The organism is Clostridium sp. D33t1_170424_F3, assembly GCF_015667585.1.
In the GTDB taxonomy this organism is placed as follows: domain Bacteria; phylum Bacillota; class Clostridia; order Oscillospirales; family Acutalibacteraceae; genus Anaeromassilibacillus.
The window spans coordinates 81,011-101,386 of the sequence record NZ_JADPEG010000005.1 but is presented as its reverse complement, the minus strand read 5'-3'; the positions used below and the strand labels follow the sequence as shown (position 1 = coordinate 101,386).

The following is a 20,376-nucleotide window of genomic DNA, read 5'->3' as shown; positions in this document are numbered from 1 at the left end:
TTTATTCCTTTTCCTGATTGTTTTGTTCGATCCCGTTGCGGTTCCTTGCAACCAGTTTGATCAAATCTTCAAACGGCACCGGCTTGCTGAACAGATACCCCTGATAAAACACGCATCCCAGCTCTTCCAGCACGGCGCGCTGTTCTTCCGTTTCCACAAATTCCGCGATCACCTGGAATTCCAGCGATTCCGCCAAATAGATGATGGAGGAAATGATATCCCGGCTGCGCTTGTTGGTCAGCACATCCCGCACCAGACTGCCATCCAGCTTGACTACGTCGAACTGGTTTTCCCGCAGGTACATCATGGAGCTGTGCCCCATGCCGAAGTCGTCCATAATCACCTGCATTCCAAGGCCGCGCATGTTCTGGAGCTGTTCACTGATTTCAGGAGAAATCTGCAGGGCTGTCTGCTCCGTCAGCTCCAATCCCAGCTGCTTTCCTTTAAAACGGTGGGCACTGATCTTATCCCGGATTTCCTGCAGCACGTTGCCGTCAGAAATCTGTCCCGCCGTCAGGTTGATGGAAATTTCCATGCCGTTGCCGAACAGACAGGTCAATTCTTCCAGGTCGGCGCACGCCTGCTGGATGATGAAGCTGCCCAAATCGTCCATTTGTCCGGTTTCCTCCGCGATGGCAATGACCAGCGGCGGATAAAAACACTGCCCGTTCTCACGGCGCCAGCGCAGAAGGGCCTCCGCGCCGACAATGACGCCGTCCCGGTTCACCTGCGGCTGATAGTGCAGCTGTACCTGTCCGGCACGGATCGCGCGCCGCAGATCTCCCGCCAGACCTTTTGCCGTCATGCCCAGCATGTCGGTACGGGCCGTCAGCGGCTGGCGCTGGCCGTGCTGCTCCATCGCCCGGACCTCATCCGCCAAGCGGCTGATATTTTCCTCGCGGTTCCGGTGGTGCAGCTTTTGCGCCAGGCGCACAAACGGAAAATAGACGGCTGTGCCGACCGCCAGATTAAAGAGCTGCAGCAGGCTGCCCGCCACGGAACCGGTCGCCACATAGCCGCTCAGAAAGATGGGCGTGGTCCATTCTACAGAGTGCGTAACGTAAGGCACAAAGCCCCAAACCGTCGCAAAATAGCTGATTGCCGCCAGCAGCAGGGGCGCGCCGACAAACGGGATCAGGTAGACCGGATTCAGCACAATTGGAAGGCCAAAAATCATCAGCTCGTTCATATTGAACAACGCGGGCAAAAACGCCGCTTTGGTCAGCCGCCGGATATTGGTTCGGCGCTCCGCCAGCAGGATCGCCAGAATCAGGCACAGCAGCGCGCCGCAGCCGCCGAACAGCGCAAAGGTGTCAAAAAACGGCTTGCTGATCACTTCGGTCGGCGCCTGCCCGGCAGCGACCAGCTGCACATTGACGTCCAGACCGGCATTGAACACGTTCCTTGCCACGTCATCCAGAACGTTGCTGCCGTGAATACCAAAAAACCACATCAGGTGCATCAGAAGCAGAAACAGCAGACCGCTTCCCAGGTTCCGGCCCAGATGGTCAAATACGCGGTTGCCCGACTCCCAGAATACCGTCTGGATGTTCGACGTGCCGAACACGCTCATCAGCAGGCGGTTGCACAGCGCAAAGGCGGCGATCACCGCCGCCGCAGGAATAACCGCATGCAGCGCGTACTGGAACAGATCGTCTTCCCCGTCCGTGTAGATCCGCCCGCCCTCCGGCAGGCGGCCCTTCAGCCAGACAAAGGCGGCGGACGAAACCACACCGCAGAAAATAGCGTGAAACAACCAGGTGCTTTCAAAGATGGTAAACGCCATCTGTTGGTCTCCGCCGGCCGTAAAGGCTACATAGGAGCAGAGGCTGACCATTGGCACGACGCCGCGATAGGGCAGGCGGCTCAGCGATTCATAGCTGATGCTGGTGGTTACCAGAATCACGAAGGAAATCATTCCCAGTGTTGCACCCTGTACGGTGGAGAGGAACTGACGAACCGCCCCTCCAAACAGGGTGGACAACAGCTCCTGATAGGCCGGGATCGGGATGCTGAGCAGCAGCAAAGCCACAGCCCCCGTCATAATCAGGGGAACCGCCAGCATCATGCCCTGCCGGATAGACAGCAGGATTTTATTTTCTTCCAGCCAGCGGTAAACCGCCTGCCAACGACCAGTTTGATTTTCTTTCATTGGTGCAACCCCGTAACAGGCGATCCTGTTTTCTTCTTCAAGCCCATTTCTTCATGGTAATATGCCGCGCAATTGCGTCCATTCTCCTTGGCATAATACAGTGCGGTGTCCGCCTGCTGAATCAAATCAATATAGGATTCTTTCTGCGGGCAGGCGTCCTGCGCCACGCCGATGCTGATGGTAATGTAGCCTGTGGCGCTTCCCTTCCGTTCAATTGCACACTGCCGCACACAATCCATAATTTCTTCGACAATCTGCTCTGTCTGCCTGACTTGCCGGCCCACCAGGACCAATGTGAATTCTTCTCCCCCGTAACGGGAAATATATATGTCGTTCTCCGCAAAGACATCGTGCAGCGCCTGCCCCAGCAGGGACAGGCAGGCGTCCCCGGCCAGATGTCCATAATCGTCGTTGTAATCTTTAAAATGGTCGATGTCCATCATAAACAGGGCGATCGGCTGCTTTTTCCGCCGGCATTCCGCATATGTCTGTGCAATGTACCGGTTGAAGTCGCGCCGGTTCGAGAGCCCTGTGATCTCGTCGATCAGGCTGATCCGCTCCAGCTCACGGCGGACGTCGTTTTCCCGAAGGCGCAGGTCCAGAATGAGATATGTAAAGGCAAATCCGATCACCCAGGCTGTCACCGAAGCAAAAATATCATAGGAATAGCCGTCCGGCGTTTTAAACAAAAGAACCAGCACTACAAACACCGCCTCAATTGCCGACAGCAGCAGGTTTGTCTTCCACATGGGAAAGACAAACAGAACCGTCATGACCAGATACATGATGGGAAAAAAGATGGACGGTTTGGTAGGATACGGAAACACACTGATTACTATGATAAACGCCATCACCAGCACAATAAACAGCATACAGAGCGTTTGCATCGCGCGGTAAGATTTCCTGTGCTTTATGTAACAGTTCCTTGCTACAATGACAAACGCAACCGACAGCACCCAAAAGACAACATAGCAGCTGAGCAGCGTGGTATTCCGGAACATAAAAGTAGAAAGCACCGCATAAAACGTAAGCAAAAGTAAATAGATAATCCCGGCCTTGCGCAAAATAATAAAATTATTATTTGTGATATCCTCCCGGTAATGGGTAAAGTAGTCTGCACTTCTCCGATACATATTTCCTATAAATCCATTTGTTTTCATGATACCAATCCCCTGTTCCCTTTTTCCCTCTCGCGTCCCGCCATCTTCCCAATTGGAAGGGCAGCTTATCCGTTCCCTCTGGAGCACTTGGCAGCGTCGATCGCCAATACGATCATCAGGCAAAGCAGCGCGTCCTCTTCCCGCTCAATGGAAAGCGTGTATGTATCCGTCCAGTTCCAGACCTCCTTGCTGGCCAGCATCACCGTTCTCCCGCCCGGCGCGTCGACCTGGTAGTCCCACTCCAGAATATCACCTTTTACACTCCAGCCGTTGCAGTCCAGGGTAAAGGCCGGTTTAAAAAAGGTCAGCTCTTTTTTGATCTCCCCGATTTTCCGATCCTGCACATAGAGCGCAAAACGCGGTAAAAATGAGAGCACCTCTTCTTTCACGGTCCCCACATGGCGCCCGAGCGCATCATGGATTTCCAGCAGATGGCCCCAACTGAGCTTCCCTTCCACGGTATAGACGGTTTTCCCGTTTTCGTCGTAAATGTCGTAGCTGTCAAACCAGGAAAAAAAGCGCTGTTTAAAAAGCAGTTTCATATGGTTTCTCCTATTTTTTATTTCATGCTTTGCAGATGCGCGACTCTTTTTATCTATATTCCTATCTCATATTTAAAAGCACCACGCTTTCCACATGCGCGGTCCTTGGGAACATATCCACCGGCGTCAGTTCCTGCGGCTCGTAGCCGAGCTCCGCGAGGCGCTTCAAATCCCTTGCCAGTGTGGCGGGATCGCAGGAGACATACACAACGCGCTGCGGCTGCATCTGCGCCACGGTCTGCAGCAGTTCCGGCGCACAGCCCTTGCGCGGCGGGTCCAGAATCACCACATCCGGCTTTTCCCCACGGGCGCGCAGCTCTGCGGCGGCTTCCGCCGCATCCCCGCAGAAGAATTCCGCGTTTTCGATCCCATTGCGCACCGCATTTTCCCGCGCGTCTTCCACCGCCTGCGCTACCACCTCCACGCCGATCACCCGCCCGGCGCGGCCCGCCATGGACAGGCTGATGGTCCCTGTGCCGCAGTAGAGGTCCAGCAGCGTCTCTTTCCCGGTCAGGCCCGCGTATTCCGCCGCCTTTTGATACAATCGCTCCGCCTGTGTGCGGTTCACCTGATAAAAGGACAGCGGGGAAATGTGAAATTCCAGCCCGCAGAGGCGGTCTGTGATATGGTCCTGCCCCCAGACCACGCGGTTCTTTTTGCCCAGCACCACATTGGTCCGCTCGCGGTTGCTGTTGATCATCACGCTTTTCAGTCCGGGAACTTTTTCCCGCAGCCGTTCGACCAGCTCCGGTTCCTTGTGCACGCCGTTCCCGTTAACCACCACGCAGACCATCACCTCGCCGGTCGCGTCGGCCTGGCGCAGGTACAGGTGGCGCAGGCGGCCCTTTCCCGTCAGTTCGTCGTAAGGCTCGTCGCCGCTCAGCCGCGCCCATTCGCGAAATGCGTCCATCGCCGCCGCAAAGGCGGGCGGCTGCAGGCGGCATTGGTCGCAGCCGACGATCCGGTGGCTGTGGTTCGCATAGAAGCCCAGGACAATTTCCCCGTCCGGCCCCCTGCCGATCGGCAGCTGCGCCTTATTGCGGTATCCGTCCGGCTGTTCCGCGCCGAGAATTTCCCGGACCGGCAGGTCCGGAAAGCCGCCGATGCGCGTTATCGCGTCCTTGACGCGCTGCAGCTTGGCCCGTAGTTCCGCCTCATAGGAGAGATGTCGATAGACGCAGCCGCCGCACTGGGAGAAATGCGCACAGTCCGGCGCGACCCGCTCCGGGGATGGCTGTAAAATCTGTTCTATTTTTCCAAACGCGTGGGTTTTGGCCACTTTTAACACGCGCGTTTCCAAGCGGTCCCCAACGGCCGCCATCGGCACAAAAACCGCCATTCCCTGCCAGCGGCCTACGCCGCTTCCCTCCGCCGTATATCCGGTAATTTCCAACTCAATCCGGTCGTTCTTTTTGATCTGTTCCATGCGCGTATTTCAAGCCCCTTTGCCTACCGATTTGATTTTAGGTCTATTGTACCACATTTCAGGTAGAAATCGGAATGTTTCTATTTGGACGCATCATATTTTTAATGGAAGGACTCCGTTTTCCGCAAAACGAGACCTTCGGCGGTGTTGTTTCTACGATTTCTACACATCTTCTATTCATCTAAGTAAACTGATAAATCGATCGACATCCTCTTTTTATTACGAAAATCGTCGAAAACTTCATGTAAAAAATCGCTAAAAATCCCATTTGAAAAGTCACGTTTTGTCCAAAACAGAGATTCTATCCAACACATTTGTGAAATGATTGACAGTGCTTTTTCCCGGTATTATAATGGAAACCAGAAAAAGGAAAACAAAGCTTGATTATAAGTTCCGTGGCAAAGATTGTCACGCCTTTTCAATACAACTCCTCCCCAAAAAAGCGAAGACCGGTTATACCGGTCTTCGCTTTTTTACTGCTTATCTGCAAATAATCACGTAAAATTTTTTCACTATTTCGTCATGAATCCCGCCCATCGGCTATGATAGGATCAGGAAAAATATGCCAATCGGGAGGGTCAATGATGAAAAAACGCCTGCGCCGGTTCGGTGCGATTGCGGTCTGCTGGGCTGTGCTCACTGTCCTCGTCACGCTGTTGGGCGCGGCCAGCGGAACACAGGAAGACCTGCCAGACCTCTCCCGGATCGACAGCCTTTATATTCTGCCGGAAAACCAGACGCTGCTTCCCGCATCGGACGGCGGGTACTTTGCCGTCACCTCGGACGGCGTCTCCAAGACTTACCTGGCCAAGCTGACCGCGTCGTCCTCCGGCTGGCAGGTGCAGCTGTTACAGAACTTCTTCCCCGCTTACGAACGCGTATTGACGGCGGATGAAAGCCTGTACCTCCTGTTTTCCGTCACAGACCTGTTGGAAGAGGCGAGCGAAAAAACCGCGCCTGCGATCCAGATCACCCGCTGCCGGGTCGGAACCGGGGAGATCGAAGGCCGTATCATCCGCAACGCGGTCTGCGATTACACACGGGCCTGCCGCGCGGAGGACGGCGGAAGGCTCTGTCTGGTAACGGCCCCGCCCCTCGAGGAAATCACCGACGCGACGCCCATTTCGGTCTACCGATTCGACAGCGCCGATTACGAGCTTTCTGTCTCGGAAACGATGCCGCAGGAGGGCGGCGAAACACCTGACCCGGACTCCTCCGACCCTCCGCCGCCGGAATCAAGCGGTTCCGACCCAAATCCGGAGGACAGCAGCCTGCCGGAGAAGGACCCGCCGGTCGAATCCAATTTTCACCTGTTCGACGGGCCGGTCACGGTCACTGAGATGGAACAATTTTATTTGGAGCAGACCGGCGGTATCGTACAGGTCACAGCGGCGGACGGAACCCGCAAGCTGAAAGGACGCGTGGTTACCGGGGACGTTGTCGACGTATGGATCGGCGGCAGCCTGGATTCCCGGGTGATCGCCTGCATCCCCGGCGACCTCACGGGCCGCGGGAAAGCGGATTCCAACGACGTCCAGCGTTTATACGAATTTTTGACGAACGGCGTTTACCTGAGCGACGCCGCCGCAACCGCCGCAGACCTGAACCGGGACGACGTTCTGGACACCGGCGATTTGCTTCTGTTAAAAAATCTGGTCTACCAAAAAAGCTAAATGCTGGAATTTCCAACGGATTTCCATTGACCCGCGGGCAAACGGAAAATATAATAGAAGGATACCGGGCGCGCTGCTCTGCAGTCGCGCCCCCTTTATAGGAGGAGTACTTTACCATGACAGACTGTATCCGGATTGAAAACCTGTATGACCTCTCCCATACCGCGGCGGCGGACCTGATGAAGCAATACGATTATCCGTGGGAAGTCCTGCCCGAGATCGGCGGCTTTATCCTGAAGCTGGGCGCGACACTTTCCCCGGAGGAATACGACAAACGCGGCGACGATATTTGGGTCGCCAAAAGCGCCACGGTGTTTGGCACCGCCTATCTCCACGGCCCCGCAATCATCGGCCCGCACACGGAGGTCCGCCAGGGCGCCTTTATCCGCGGCAACGCGCTGGTGGGAGCGAACTGCGTGGTCGGCAACTCGACGGAACTCAAAAATGTGATCCTGTTCGATAACGTGCAGGTTCCGCACTACAATTATGTGGGCGATTCCATCCTCGGCTACAAGTCCCACATGGGCGCGGGCTCCATCACCTCCAATGTCAAGGCGGATAAAACGCTCGTCACCGTCAGGGTGGGCGACGCCTGTGTTGAAACGGGCCGCAAAAAATTCGGCGCGATGCTGGGCGACCATGTGGAGGTCGGCTGCAACTCCGTGCTGAATCCCGGCTCTGTGATCGGCCGCGGCAGCAACATCTACCCGCTCTCCATGGTGCGCGGATACGTGCCCGCCCACAGCATTTACAAGCGCGCCGGAGAAGTCGCGGAAAAGCGCGGGGAATAACCCGAATCCCGTCGGGAAATATTTGTTTTCTTGTTACATTTTTCGCCTTGATTTTACTTGCCGTTTCTCATAAAATAGGAAGCCTACGGCTGAAACGCACGGGTTTCAGCGTACAAAATACGCAAAGATAGGACCTTGCGCGGCAGGGCGCGCGAGGGGGGCCAAAGCGCCCCGGTAAATTGTAATGAGACAAAAAAGAGTGGCCGCCATTCACGATATTTCCGGTTTTGGAAAGTGCTCCTTGACCGTTATTCTTCCGGTTCTTTCCGCCGCCGGAATTGAGGCCAGCGCGATTCCGACCGCCGTTCTTTCTTCCCACACGGGCGGGCTGGGCGCATGCACGTACCGCGACCTGACCGACGACCTGCGCGCGTTTGCGGACCATTGGAAAAGCCTGGACCTGCGCTTCGACGCGCTGTATTCCGGCTTCCTCGGTTCTGAGGAACAGGCGGAAATCGTCGGCAACATTTTTGACCAGTTCCGCACCAGTGAAACGCTGGTCATGGTGGACCCCGTCATGGCGGACAACGGAAAGCTGTACGCCTCCTGCACGCCGCAGACGGCAAAGCGCATGAAACAGCTCTGCGCAAAGGCGGATCTGATCGTCCCCAACCTGACGGAAGCGGCGTTCCTTCTTGGCGAGGAATTTTATGACGGCCCTTACGACCGGCCCTACATAGAAAACCTGCTGGAGAGGCTGGCGGAGCTCGGCCCGCGTCAGGTGGTGCTGACCGGCGTGTGGTTCAGCCCCAGCCTGCTGGGCGCGGCCGGTTACGACAAGGCGACGGGCCGCGTCAGCTATGCGTTCTCCCCGCGCGTGGAGGGCTACTACCACGGCACCGGCGACCTGTTTGGCAGCGCGCTGCTGTCCGGCCTGCTCAACGGCATGCCGCTGAAAAACGCCATGCAGCTCGCGGTGGACTACACCTGCGGCAGCATCCGCCGCACCCGCGAATCCGAAACCGACCAGCGCTACGGCGTCAATTTTGAGGCCGGTCTGCCCCGCTTTATGGAAGAACTGGGGCTTCTGTGTCCCACGAATATCCGTCTGGCGCGATAAACGCGGCATAATGGATTGATACAAGAATCTTTGAGCATGGAAAAGCTCTTCCTGTTGGACGTCACGGGCCAACAGGAAGAGCTTTTTCTCTATGTTCTTATCGCACGGATGAACCCTTATTCAAGCTTCCGCACTCAATCGATTCCCTGTGTGATCAGGATTTCCAGCAGGGAGGACAGCAGGTTGTCTGCGGTAATCAGGGTAAAATCAGGGCCGTAGTTGTTCCGGTCGACGCGCAGGGCCTGCAAAACCGCGATCTGGTTGTCTTCCTCCGGTTGCAGCCTGACGTCGTATTCCGCCCGGTTGATCTTCATGTTTACCGTATAGCTCGCGTCCAGCGGCTCGGCGTGGGCATGGCGCATCAGAGAACGATGGAACCATGCAAACTGTTTTTCATCCAATTGCCGTATAATCATAAAAACGCTTCCTTTCTTTGTTCAACCGGCAATGCTTGAAAGGAGCCGCGGCGCATGGTATAATATTTACGCCGTATTTGCCTTTGGGTATTTGCCGGTATTGGGGGAAGTGACATGTCGCTTTAGGGAGAGACTGCCACTTCCTTATTTTTTATTGAGGCCGTCATATATCTGGTTAATTCCTTTTCGGACAATATCAGAGGTTGTTGTATCCAAAGCTTTCTTACAAAATTCCAGCTTCATCTTTGTATCATCATCCACTAATACAAAGATCCTGTCCTTCATGGGTTTGTCACCAGACGGAGGCCGCCCCATTTTCTTTGGCGCCACATGCTCACCCCACTTTCATGCGCATATATATTATAAATAATATGCGCATGAAAGTCAAGGCAATTGTTGGTACATACCGGCAGCGCTTGAAAGGAATTGCGGCGCATGGTATAATATTTACGCCGTATTTGCCTTTGGGCATTTGCCGGTGTGGGGGAAGTGGCATGTCGCTTTAGGGAGAGACTGCCACTTCCTTTATTTTTTGTTCAGATCATCGTGTATCCGATCAATTCCCCTGCGCACAATGTCAGACATCGTCGTGTGCAATTCTTTTGCACACTCTTCAAGCTTAGCCAGTGATACGTCATCCAGACGAACACGGAACATGGTGTGTTTGGAATTTGGAGATACAGGACGACCCATTTTCTTTGGCGGCATACACGCCTCCTTTCCGTCGCTACTATAGCGATATAGGAGTAGCGACGGAAAGTCAAGAGTCAAGATAAAATATAAAAATATGGCGTCCTCTCACGGATGCAGAACCGCAGAGAACGCCGCTTATTTATTTCTTCTGAAAAGGCTTTTCTGGATGCGGCCCCGGTTTTTTACGCTCCTTCAATGAAGCACCACCTCCTACGCAAGTGAATAATATATCTTGCGTTCCAATTATCGCGATAGAAAGAAAATGCTATTGCTTTTTAAACTTAGGAATTGCTCCATAGCTACCGTCAAAATAAGCCTTACAAACCTTTTTATCGAAACGCTCATTAAACTTGTCTAAAGAATAAATCGTTGACTTTCCATCTTCATCTTTGTCAATAAAACCAATTTCATCTTTTCGAAGCAGTTCGAAATCCATTAGTTTGGATTCATGTGTCGTTACGATTAGTTGGATATTACGTGTTGCAGCTAGTTTTAAATATTCCTCAATAAACTTATATGTGAGCAGTGGATGAAACCGCCTATTTATCTCATCGATAATATATATGCGTTCGCTATCTTTGCTCAATAATACCTCTATTAAATCCAATAAGCGAATGGTGCCATCCGATTCTTCCTCCAGTGAAAAGATTGCATTTGTTCTTTCATGCTTAAACTCTAAAGTCTTGCATTGCACGTTTTCCCCTTCTAACTCAATAATAAACATGGAGTTGTCTCCCATTGATCGAAGCATGACCGCAGGATTACTCTTTCTCCCTTTTTCATCGTAGAGTCTTTTCTGCTCATTAAGGCTTTCAATTATGTCCTGCATAATGTCTTTAGATGTCGTAGCCGTAACTTTCTCTAATGACACATTAGCAATTACAAACTCAGATACACCTGTTCCAAATGTTGATAGCCATTTACCTATTTGGTCAACTCTTTCAGCATCCATTAGATAGGAATAACTCGTTATCGGCCTATCAGGATAGTTCACACTCAATTTATACTTAATCCAGTTAAAAACTCGTTTATATATTTGAATTTCTGAGGCATCTGAGTATAGAGATTCTTTATTTTTGTTCATCAAGCTCAAGAATAGAATGGAGTCATCTTCTTTTACATCATCTGCATAGATTTTTAAGCGTTCGTTTATTGCGGTATCTTTAAAAAATGAATCGACTTCGTAATCCCCCACAGAAATATCTCTCTGAAAAACAGTTTTATGCAAAGCCCCTGAACGGCACTTTTTTAAATATTCTTTCACAAAGCGCCCCTCGCTTAGTATTATTTCAAATCCGTAAATATAACGTTCGTGTCCTAACTTGATTGTAAACTCAAAATGTGACGGCTTAAGCCTATTTTCCTCGCCCAGTCTGCAATAATTACTGCTGAAACCCGCCTGCATCCCTCTTACAATAACGGTTTGCGCAAAATTAAACGCGCTCACTAAGTTTGATTTTCCTGATGCATTTGAACCATATATAGCCATAAATTTGAGAAGCTTAAATCTTTTGTCTGTATATACACGGTCAATGTTATTTCTGACTTTACCAGCTTCCATAGAAAAAGTCTGTTCCTCATCAAAGGAAAGAAAATTACTGACTCTAAATTCCACTAACATATTATCCCCTCCAAGCTTATGTAATTGTAAATATAAACGAAATTGTCACGTTTGTCAATTAGAACACTTTTATTTCATCGAAAAGTTTCATCGATTATGAGAAAAAATCACATTTTCTTTCAAGATCCTCTTGACTGAACCTGCTTTGGGTGCTATACTTGCCTTAAATTAGCACTCGCATCCTGTGAGTGCTGAAGCGCCATTAATTAGTGGCATCACTATATTCAGGTGAGCAGACCACCTTTACTTGTCTGCAGAAAGGATGTTATATGCAGTTAAAAGCTCTTAGCTATTATGATGGGGACAAGGATACACGTTATGGGGATTGTATATTACTTTACGACACCACTTCTCTGGTCGTGTATGATTGCGGCCATATAAGGCACGCAGAAGCTACAGAAGCCCTTTTGCTGGAAAACCCTTCCATCAAACAAATACATATTGTGGTATCGCATAATGATAGCGACCACACCAATGGCGCCTGCGATCTGCTTTCATGGTTGGATTCCAAAGCCAAATATGCGGTAAGCGTCTATACCCATCAGTATTTGAAACATGTTGATACCATTCTTGACAAAGTCAACGACAAGCGGCGGACGCGAGAAAGCCTAAAAATAGCACTGTTAGAGGAATTCGATAATATTAAGGAAATTATCGAATCTGCAGAAGGGTATGGATTTTCCGCAGTGGAGGCATTAAAAGGTACGATAGTCGGGAACTGCACAATTGTTGGTCCCACAGAGGATGAGTTTACCGATGTTGCAGCCAAAGCGGTTGATAACCGCACTAATGATGTAATCGGTGAAGGACATGCCGAAGAGACGGTGATGAATGCAGCAAGTGTTCAGTTGACGTGCAAACTGAAAAATTTTGAGACTATTTTGCTCTGCGGGGACGCATCTCCCTCATATCTACATAGTATTGACAATTACGATATCATTCAATTGCCTCATCATGGGCAACTTGAGGATGCACAGGCTATTTTCGAGACGCTGAGAGATCCATATGCCAAGAAATACTTCATATCAGACAATACTGGATCTGGTGCAACAAGTGGTGGCTCTGAAAAAGTTACTAAGTACATGAACGATGAACGTCTAAGCTCCGCAATGAATACGAAAACGGGAGTCGTGAATTATCCAAAGGCTGGGTCCACAAATATGCCAAATAAACTGCAAGGAGTAACGCTTGGTGAGATGGATTTTAAGTGCTGATCCAAAAATTGCAGTCGATACAACTCAACTACAGGCAAGGCGCGTCTTCATTCAGGATGTGACCTGTGCGGAAGTTTCGGATTGGGGACATATGCAAATAAGTGTTTCAGATTCTTACGGTTTCTTCCAGTGCATCTCTAATGATGGAGTAGACGGTGTATTCATTACGGCGCATATGCCGGATGTACATTTTCTTTGTAATTTTCCACAAATTTACAACACAGAATTTATTGTTGCAAACACGTGCATATGGGAAAGACTTTCACATAAGTCGCTATTATATAGTCTCAGGAGCAAAAAGCAAGATGCCCAATTATGGTTTGCAAAACAGGAGTTATCTGTAGATGCCAACCACCTTTTTAGACAATCCACAACTTTGAATAATGTGGGCCAATTTGGATTTCAAACATCACTGTCGGAGCGGAAGCTGTTTATGCATCGTAAAAAAGGGCTCGTCAATGGAATCCAAGAGTCCTTTGATCGAGTATCACCAATTGTGTTTTTAGGAGAATAAGAGTTTATGAGTAGCATTCTGGGGAAATTAGATTCATATCAATTATTGACCAATTTATTGCCTGGGGCTTTCTTTGTATTTATCCTTAAAATTTTTTTTGAAACATCCTTCCCAACCGACAATGTCATGGAAGATATAGTTGTGTATTATTTCGTGGGACTTGTCATTAATCGAATAGGTTCCTTAGCTATAGAACCTATTCTGAAACAAGTCCGATTTATAAATCATGTGCCATATTCAAGTTTTGTCAAAGCAGAGCGCGTGAATTCGAAAATAACAACACTATCTGAAACGAATAATTACACACGTTCGCTTTTGACATCCGCAATTCTTTTTCCAATCATATGGATATTACAGACTTTATTTATAAAATGGCATTGGTTTTCTGCTAATTGGAAAGCGCTAGCTGCGATTTGTTTAATTGTGATTTTTCTCTTTTCTTATAGAAAACAATCTAAGTATGTTTGTGATCGGGTTGAAGCTGTAAATAGTCAATCTGTTAAAAGGCGGGCTAAACGCGGCAATCACGCTTTTGTTGTACAAACCCGTCGTGACTGCCCTGAGGAAAACGCGGCTGATCGACGAAGCTCACGATAAAGTGGAGCAAAAAAATAAGCCTGTGATTGTATTGGTCTCGCCCCTGCTGTTTACCACCTGTATCTTTTTTATGCTCGTATTAGAAGGCCTTGCGTAAAAAACAGCGTTCTCCGGCGGCAAGATTTGTCCCGAAGAACGCTGTTTTTTTTGCCCCCCATCCTTCCGGAAACACGCTTGCGGCGGAGTATTTCCCCTTCTCCGCAAGATTACAAAACCCTTACGAAACAGGGCATTCGGTTTACTTTGCATTTTTTTGCTAGTATAATAGCAGTGGTTTCACAGGAAAAGAAACGCGCGCGGTTTTTTCTCCGCATTCCGGTTCACAATAAAGACAACCGCGCGAATCTTCATCTGATAAAAAAGGGGGCCGGCCCATGCTGGACAATCCTGTGCTCCAGAATATTCTGTCCGTAGCCCTGTACCTGGTACGGATCCTTGTGCCGCTGCTTTCCATCTATGTGGTTTGCCGGTGCTTCCTCTCCCTCAAGGCGGGACGGCGGCGGGAAGAACCCGTCGTCATTTTGCAGGACATGGTCACCAAGGAGATCATCCCCGTCCTGTACTGGGAAAATTCCCTGGGACGCAGCCGCAGCTGCGACATCGTTCTGCCGGACGGCACCGCCAGCCGCGACCACGCCGTGCTGATGCGCCGGGAAAGCGGCTGGATCGTCGTCGATACGGAGTCCAAGGCGGGCACGCGCGTCAACGGCAAAAAGATCGATCACAGCGCGCAGATTCTGCCCGGGGACGTGATCTCGATGGGGTCCACCTCCCTGATGCTCAAGCGGACCAGCGAGGTCAAAAATTTAAAGCAGCCCAAACGGCGGCAGCGCCACGCGGCGTCTCCGCCCGGCCTGCTCTTCACCACCATGGTGATTCAGCTCCTGCTGTGCATCGAGGTCTGTTTTACCGGTGAAGCGTTCGACTACATGCCCCTGATCCCGCTGGGCGCGCTGGTTGTGATGGAATGGGGCCTTTACCTCTATTCCATGAAAGGGCTGAACCGCGTCAGCTTTGAGCTGGAAACCGTCGCGTTCCTGCTCTCCGGCATCGGCATTATGCTGATCGCCGGGACGGGCGTGGAGAAAACATACACGCAGCTGGGCGCGATGCTGCTGGGCATCGTGCTGTTCTGCGCGATGATCTGGTTCCTGAACGACCTGGACCGCGTCATGAAATGCCGTTTGGCCATTGCGATTCTGGCGCTGATCCTCTTTGCGGCCAACCTGGTGCTGGCGGAGGTCAGCCACGGCGCGCGCAACTGGATTTCCATCGGCCCGATCAGCATCCAGCCGTCGGAATTCATCAAAATTGCGTTTGTCTTTGTCGGCGCATCCACACTGGACCGTTTGCAGACGGCGCGCAATCTGGGCGGGTTTATCCTGTTCGGCGGCGCGTGCCTGGGGGCGCTCTTCCTGATGCGCGACTTCGGCACGGCGTGCATTTTCTTTGTCACCTTCCTGATTATCGCGTTTATGCGCTCCGGCAGCGTGCGCACCATCGTGCTGATCTGTTCCGCCGCTGTATTCGGCGTTTTCCTGATCCTCAAATTCAAGCCGTACATCGCCCAGCGCTTCGCCGCCTGGCGGCACGTCTGGGAATACGCCAACGAGACGGGCTTCCAGCAGACGCGCGTGCTCACCTACACGGCGAGCGGCGGGTTCTTCGGCGTCGGTTTGGGCAACGGCTATCTGAAAAACGTCTTCGCCGCCAACAGCGATCTGGTTTTCGGCATGCTCAGCGAAGAGCTGGGCCTGCTGCTGGCGCTTGTCGTCGTGATCTCCATCGCGCTGCTGGTCTTCTACGCGCGGTCCGACGTCACACGCAGCCGCTCCACCTTCTACTCCATCTCCGCCTGTGCGGCGGCGGGTATGATGCTGTTCCAGACCTGCCTGAACGTCTTCGGCGCAACGGACGTCCTGCCGCTGACCGGCGTGACGCTTCCGTTCGTCAGTCTGGGTGGTTCCAGCATGATGGCGTGCTGGGGGCTTCTGGCCTTTATCAAGGCCTCTGACGAACGCACCTACGCCGCACGGCGGCAAAAAGCCGCCCGCTGACAAATTCATATAGAAAGGCGGTGCGCCTATGAAAACAACGGGAACGCGTTCCCTGATTCTGTACCTTCTGACCGGCGGGTTCCTCGTCGGTTTGGTCGTCTTTCTGCTCTCCTTTGCCATGGAGGGCGGGAACTGGGCCTTCCAGCCGTACAATAAGCATCTGGCGGGCGGCGGGCAGCTCTCCTACGCAGGTATGGTCCTCGACCGCAACAACGTGGTGCTTGCCAAAAGCGAAAACGGCGAGCGCATCTACAACGGCGACGAGACCGTGCGCCGGGCGATGCTGCACACGGTGGGGGACACAAACGGATATATCTCCACCGGCGTGCAGTACAGCTACCGTTCGGAGCTGGCGGGATACAATGTCTTTACCGGGCTGGCGACGCCCACAGGCAAAACCACCGGGAACGATGTCAAGCTGACGCTGGACAGCAACCTCTGCAAAATCGCTTTACAGCAGTTCAACGGGCAAAAGGGCGCGGCCGTGCTCTACAACTACAAGACCGGCGAGGTCCTCTGCATGACCAGCAGTCCCAATTTTGACCCCGGCAACGTCCCCGGCGATCTCAACACGGATACGACGGGCAAATACGACGGCGTTTACCTCAACCGCGCGCTGTCCGCCTCCTATACGCCGGGTTCCATCTTCAAGGTCGTCACCAGCGCCGCCGCGATTGAGAACCTCCCCGATCTGGAAAGCCGCACCTGGACCTGCAACGGCAGCATTACCGTCAACGGCAACCAGATCACCTGCCTGAGCAGGCACGGAACCATCGGCTTCAAGGACGGCCTGGCCAAATCGTGCAATATTGTGTTCGCGGAGCTGGCGATGGAGCTGGGCGAGGAAAAGATGACCGCGGCGGCCGACGCAATGGGCTTTAACCAGAGCTTCACGCTCGACGGCATTCCCTCCAGCAAGAGCGTCTACAACGTCAAGGGCGCGGAGGCGAACGAACTGGGCTGGAGCGGCGTGGGACAGTACACCGACCTGACCAACCCGTACCACATGCTGCTGCTGATGGGCGCGATCGCCAACGACGGCACGCCCGTCAAACCCTACATGATCGATAACATTACGACGCACTTCGGCCTGACCACCAGGGCGGGCCATACGGAAAAGGGCGCCCAGCTGGTCAAGCCGGAAACGGCGGCCAAGCTGAAAGAGGCCATGCGCTACAATGTGACCAGCGAATATGGGGACAATCTGTTCCCCAACATGGCGGTCTGCGCCAAGACCGGCACCGCGGAGGTCGGCGGCGGCCTGAAGCCGAACGCCTGGATGATCGGGTTCTCCTCCGATGAAAAAACGCCCTACGCCTTCGCCGTGGTCGTGGAAAACGGCAACTCCGGTATCCGCGCGGCGGGCGGCGTCGCCTCCGCCATGATGGCGGAAGCCGTTAAAACCAAATAAACGGATAAAAACGAACCCCACCCCCGCCGATGGCGGGGGTGGGGTTCGTCCATTCAACCGGTTTTTATGCATTTGCGTACACAGAGACGCTTTCCTTCTATCTGCATCCGGCCTTTTCCCAGCGCATTCGGATTTCCCTGCAGTTTGTCTCCGGGTCCACGCGCGTTTCTTCCTGCAAAAACCCTTCGCGCCGGTAAAAGCGGACAGCCGGTTCGTTCTCCTCATAGACATGCAGGGCAAGCGCCAGATACAACGACTTTGCCTTTTTCAACAGCTGCCTGCCGATCCCGCGGGACCGCCACGCCTCCGCGACAAACAGGCCAGCAATATACCCGCCGTCGAGACCGATAAATCCACGCACCACGCCGTCCTCTTCCGCAACGTAAAGCTCCGCCTGCGGCAGCATCGTTTTTACCTCTGCAAAATGCGATTCCCAATAGCTGCGCGGCACAAAGGGGTGCGCCTGTAAATTGGCGGACAGCCAAATTTCCATCACCGGCTCCAGATCACGCTTCTGAAACGCCCGTATCATCTGTTTCCTCCCGTATTTCCTCATATAAGGCGGACAACCGGCCCAGATGGTAATCGTACACGGGCCGCAGGGCATCCGTCCGGGGCTGGCGGTCCAGCAGCGCCAGATCCTCCAGCTCGTGCAGCAGCTCCTCGTACAGGGGAAGCCGCTCGGAAAGCCGGTCGAGCTCCACCTCCTGCCGGCGCAGGTATTTTGTCTCCTGCCGGTACAGCTCAATTCCGCTGCGGAGCTGTTTCAATTCTTTCCGTGCTACAGCACTGTCCGCGTTGATCCCCTCCATGGCGTTGTCCACCGCTTCCCTGAGCAGCTTGTGCAGCGCGTCGCGGCTCTTTTGGACCCGCGCGCCCTGCCAGGGCGGTTTGACCAGCAGGTTGACCAGCACCGCTACCGCAATGCCGATCAGCGTATCCAGCATCCGGTTCCATACGAACAGCTGGGGATTCACGTCCGCGCCGTGTGAAACCGTGATGCTCATGAACACCACACAGGTGATGTAGGACGCCGTGGGTTTCTTCGCCAGCAGCGTGACGTAGATCAGCGGAATAATGACCAGAGAAACCAAGCCGTACTGCAGCAGCGGCAAATTGCGCGGGATAAACGCCCGCTCAAACAGCAGCACCAGCATGCCCGCACCCGCGCCGATCACGGTGCCGACCGTCCGGTTCCAGGCCACCTTAAAGCTGTTGGAAACCGCCGGCTGCATGCAAAGCACCGCCGCGATGGCGGAATAAAACGGCACGCCCTGCTGCCCGCGCAGCAGGTACACCATAAAGCAGAGAAACACCGCGAGCGCGGATTTTACAATCCGCATTCCAATTTTAGGCAGTTTGATAGAGGGTCACGCTCCTTAGTCGTCCTGCACCGTTTCCTCATACAGGCTGATCAGCCGGTTCAAATGATACTCGAACACGGGATACTGCGGGCTGTCCTTCGATACCGGGCGCGGCTCCAGATCCTCAATGCTGATCAGCTCGTGCAGCATCTGTTTGAAGTTGGAAATCTTGCAGGAAATCTGAAAAACCTCCCGGTCGCCGCCGCGGAAAATCCGGATCTCCGCCACATAGTGGTTGATGGACTGGGACAGCGACTGGATCATCGCATCGACGCCCGGTACGTCGATAGTATCCCCGGTGGAGGCATAGTCGATGGACTCCTCCACCAGATTGCGCAGGTTGGCGTAGGTCTTTTTGATCTGCGCCACATAGTTGGGCGGCATCACCAGCACGTTGACCAGCAGCGCAATCGTCACGCCGATCAGCACCTCCACGCAGCGCAGCCCGGCGTACAGCCAGGGATCCGGCCCCCGGTACAGCATCACGATGGTAAACACAATACAGGCCAGCGTCGGCGCGCCGTCCAGCTTGAAGAAATGGCACAGGTACAGCGTCAGGATGATCCCGATCCCGCACAGGCCCGCGTTCCCCGGCATGGCGGACGCAAACGCCGCGCCGATTGCCGCACCGATCGCAGTGCCCAGCACACGGTTTTTGCCGCCGCGAAAGGAAATCTCGATGGATTTTCCCATTGAGACGACCGTCGCCGCCACGGCAAAAAACGGGGAATCCAGCATCATCCAGTAGGCGACCACCACGCAGATGGTCGCCGCCATGCCGGTTTTGACAATGCGGAACCCCATGCTGCGGCCGCTGCTCAACAATTTTTTGAATAAATTCATGCGCGCCTCATCCGCCGTTTTGTACGAGGGCCAGCAGGTCCTCCGGCTTTTCTAAAATATAGTTTGCGTGGTTCTGTTCCAGCTCCGCGCGGCCGCGGAAGCCCCAGAGCACGCCCGCGGTGTCCATACCCGCCGCCGCGCCGGTCTTCATATCGGTGTTGGTGTCCCCGATATACAGGCATCCCCGGGGCGGCACGCCCAGCTCTTCCGCAATTTTCAGCGCGCCATCCGGCGCGGGTTTTTTCGGGATGCCCTCCCGCTGCCCGTAGCAGCAGGTAAAAACGTCCGATCCAAAAATATCGTGCACAATTGCGACGCTCCAGGCGTGCGGCTTATTGGAGAGCACCGCCAGCTTGACGCCGCGCCGCTTCAATTCCCGTACCGCTTCCTCTACGCCTTCATAACGGGCGACCCCATGCGTGGGATCCGCCGCGTAGAAGCCGTCGTACACAGACCGCAATCGTGCCAGTTCTTCTTCCGTATAGCTCCCCCGCACACGGGTCAGCATGCGGCGCATCTGCGTGTCTGCGCCGTCCCCCACGATTTTCCGGAAATCCTCCGGGGCAATCTGCGGATAGCCGCAGGCCGCCAGCGCACGGTTGGAAAAGTCCGCGATGGAATACAGGGTATTGGCCAGGGTCCCATCCAAATCAAAGATACAGGCGCGATACAAATTACCACCCTTTTTCTTACGGCGCTCCCGCGCCCTTGCTGTTATGTTTAACCTATTTTACCCAATTCATGCTATTTTTGCAACCCTGTGCAACTTTCCTGCACGTATCTTCCGCTGCTCCACGCAAAGACGCTTGCGCTTTTTTTCACAGATTGGTATACTTAGACTG

19 protein-coding genes are annotated in these 20,376 nt (G+C 53.2%); 8 read left to right on the top strand and 11 right to left on the bottom strand.

Annotated elements, in window-relative coordinates:
- Position 1: 1 nt before the first annotated feature.
- The 4 genes from I4V53_RS04720 to rlmD form a co-directional block, all read right to left on the bottom strand.
- Entirely contained in the window at positions 2–2,152 is a 2,151-nt protein-coding gene (locus tag I4V53_RS04720; protein WP_195984234.1) for a PTS sugar transporter subunit IIC/EAL domain-containing protein, read from the bottom strand.
- Positions 2,149–3,312 carry a GGDEF domain-containing protein gene (locus tag I4V53_RS04715; protein ID WP_195984233.1) on the bottom strand — a complete coding sequence of 388 codons (1,164 nt, stop codon included), beginning with the start codon at positions 3,310–3,312 and terminating at the stop codon, positions 2,149–2,151. The genes I4V53_RS04720 and I4V53_RS04715 overlap by 4 nt, the downstream gene beginning before the upstream one ends.
- Before the next feature lie 65 nt (positions 3,313–3,377).
- Positions 3,378–3,854: an LURP-one-related/scramblase family protein gene (locus I4V53_RS04710; RefSeq protein WP_195984232.1), complete on the bottom strand. Its 477-nt coding sequence runs from the start codon at positions 3,852–3,854 to the stop codon at positions 3,378–3,380.
- Positions 3,855–3,915: 61 nt separating this feature from the next.
- Positions 3,916–5,280, bottom strand: a complete 1,365-nt coding sequence (gene rlmD / locus I4V53_RS04705) for a 23S rRNA (uracil(1939)-C(5))-methyltransferase RlmD (protein WP_195984231.1) — start codon at positions 5,278–5,280, stop codon at positions 3,916–3,918.
- Positions 5,281–5,861: 581 nt separating this feature from the next.
- On the opposite strand from rlmD, the gene I4V53_RS04700 reads away from it, so the two are divergent.
- From I4V53_RS04700 to I4V53_RS04690, 3 genes are all read left to right on the top strand, one after another.
- On the top strand, positions 5,862–6,953 hold the full coding sequence (locus tag I4V53_RS04700) for a dockerin type I repeat-containing protein (RefSeq protein ID WP_207747840.1): 1,092 nt from the start codon (positions 5,862–5,864) through the stop codon (positions 6,951–6,953).
- 116 nt (positions 6,954–7,069) lie between these two features.
- Positions 7,070–7,744: an acyltransferase gene (locus I4V53_RS04695; RefSeq protein ID WP_195984229.1), complete on the top strand. Its 675-nt coding sequence runs from the start codon at positions 7,070–7,072 to the stop codon at positions 7,742–7,744.
- 184 nt (positions 7,745–7,928) lie between these two features.
- Complete coding sequence (locus I4V53_RS04690; protein WP_195984228.1) at positions 7,929–8,804, top strand: pyridoxamine kinase; 876 nt, start codon at positions 7,929–7,931, stop codon at positions 8,802–8,804.
- Positions 8,805–8,938: 134 nt separating this feature from the next.
- Here I4V53_RS04690 and I4V53_RS04685 read toward each other — a convergent pair whose 3' ends face one another.
- The 3 genes from I4V53_RS04685 to I4V53_RS04675 form a co-directional block, all read right to left on the bottom strand.
- The gene (locus tag I4V53_RS04685; protein WP_195984227.1) at positions 8,939–9,220 is read right to left on the bottom strand and encodes a hypothetical protein; all 282 of its coding nucleotides are present in this window, start codon (positions 9,218–9,220) and stop codon (positions 8,939–8,941) included.
- 525 nt (positions 9,221–9,745) lie between these two features.
- Entirely contained in the window at positions 9,746–9,928 is a 183-nt protein-coding gene (locus tag I4V53_RS04680; RefSeq protein WP_195984226.1) for a ribbon-helix-helix domain-containing protein, read from the bottom strand.
- Positions 9,929–10,178: 250 nt separating this feature from the next.
- Entirely contained in the window at positions 10,179–11,534 is a 1,356-nt protein-coding gene (locus I4V53_RS04675) for an AAA family ATPase (protein ID WP_195984225.1), read from the bottom strand.
- 269 nt (positions 11,535–11,803) lie between these two features.
- Here I4V53_RS04675 and I4V53_RS04670 point away from each other — a divergent pair, with 269 nt between their 5' ends.
- From I4V53_RS04670 to I4V53_RS04650, 5 genes are all read left to right on the top strand, one after another.
- Entirely contained in the window at positions 11,804–12,748 is a 945-nt protein-coding gene (locus I4V53_RS04670; protein WP_195984224.1) for a ComEC/Rec2 family competence protein, read from the top strand.
- Positions 12,726–13,262: a hypothetical protein gene (locus tag I4V53_RS04665; protein WP_195984223.1), complete on the top strand. Its 537-nt coding sequence runs from the start codon at positions 12,726–12,728 to the stop codon at positions 13,260–13,262. The genes I4V53_RS04670 and I4V53_RS04665 overlap by 23 nt, the downstream gene beginning before the upstream one ends.
- Positions 13,263–13,268: 6 nt before the next feature.
- Positions 13,269–13,859 (top strand): hypothetical protein, encoded by a 591-nt coding sequence (locus I4V53_RS04660; RefSeq protein ID WP_195984222.1) that lies wholly within the window; start codon positions 13,269–13,271, stop codon positions 13,857–13,859.
- A 374-nt stretch (positions 13,860–14,233) separates the two neighbouring features.
- A complete protein-coding gene (locus tag I4V53_RS04655) occupies positions 14,234–15,916 on the top strand; it encodes an FtsW/RodA/SpoVE family cell cycle protein (RefSeq protein ID WP_195984221.1) in 1,683 nt (560 codons plus the stop codon).
- 28 nt (positions 15,917–15,944) lie between these two features.
- Complete coding sequence (locus tag I4V53_RS04650; RefSeq protein WP_195984220.1) at positions 15,945–17,327, top strand: penicillin-binding transpeptidase domain-containing protein; 1,383 nt, start codon at positions 15,945–15,947, stop codon at positions 17,325–17,327.
- 97 nt (positions 17,328–17,424) lie between these two features.
- On the opposite strand, the gene I4V53_RS04645 is transcribed toward I4V53_RS04650, so the two are convergent.
- Genes I4V53_RS04645 through I4V53_RS04630 form a run of 4 tightly spaced genes read right to left on the bottom strand, consistent with a single transcriptional unit; the run spans position 17,425 to position 20,207 of the window.
- Entirely contained in the window at positions 17,425–17,859 is a 435-nt protein-coding gene (locus I4V53_RS04645; protein WP_195984219.1) for a GNAT family N-acetyltransferase, read from the bottom strand.
- Positions 17,834–18,670: an FUSC family protein gene (locus I4V53_RS04640; RefSeq protein ID WP_271733138.1), complete on the bottom strand. Its 837-nt coding sequence runs from the start codon at positions 18,668–18,670 to the stop codon at positions 17,834–17,836. The genes I4V53_RS04645 and I4V53_RS04640 overlap by 26 nt, the downstream gene beginning before the upstream one ends.
- A 36-nt stretch (positions 18,671–18,706) precedes the next feature.
- Entirely contained in the window at positions 18,707–19,534 is an 828-nt protein-coding gene (locus tag I4V53_RS04635) for an FUSC family protein (protein ID WP_195984218.1), read from the bottom strand.
- Positions 19,535–19,541: 7 nt separating this feature from the next.
- Positions 19,542–20,207 (bottom strand): HAD family hydrolase, encoded by a 666-nt coding sequence (locus I4V53_RS04630; RefSeq protein WP_195984217.1) that lies wholly within the window; start codon positions 20,205–20,207, stop codon positions 19,542–19,544.
- Positions 20,208–20,376: the final 169 nt, after the last annotated feature.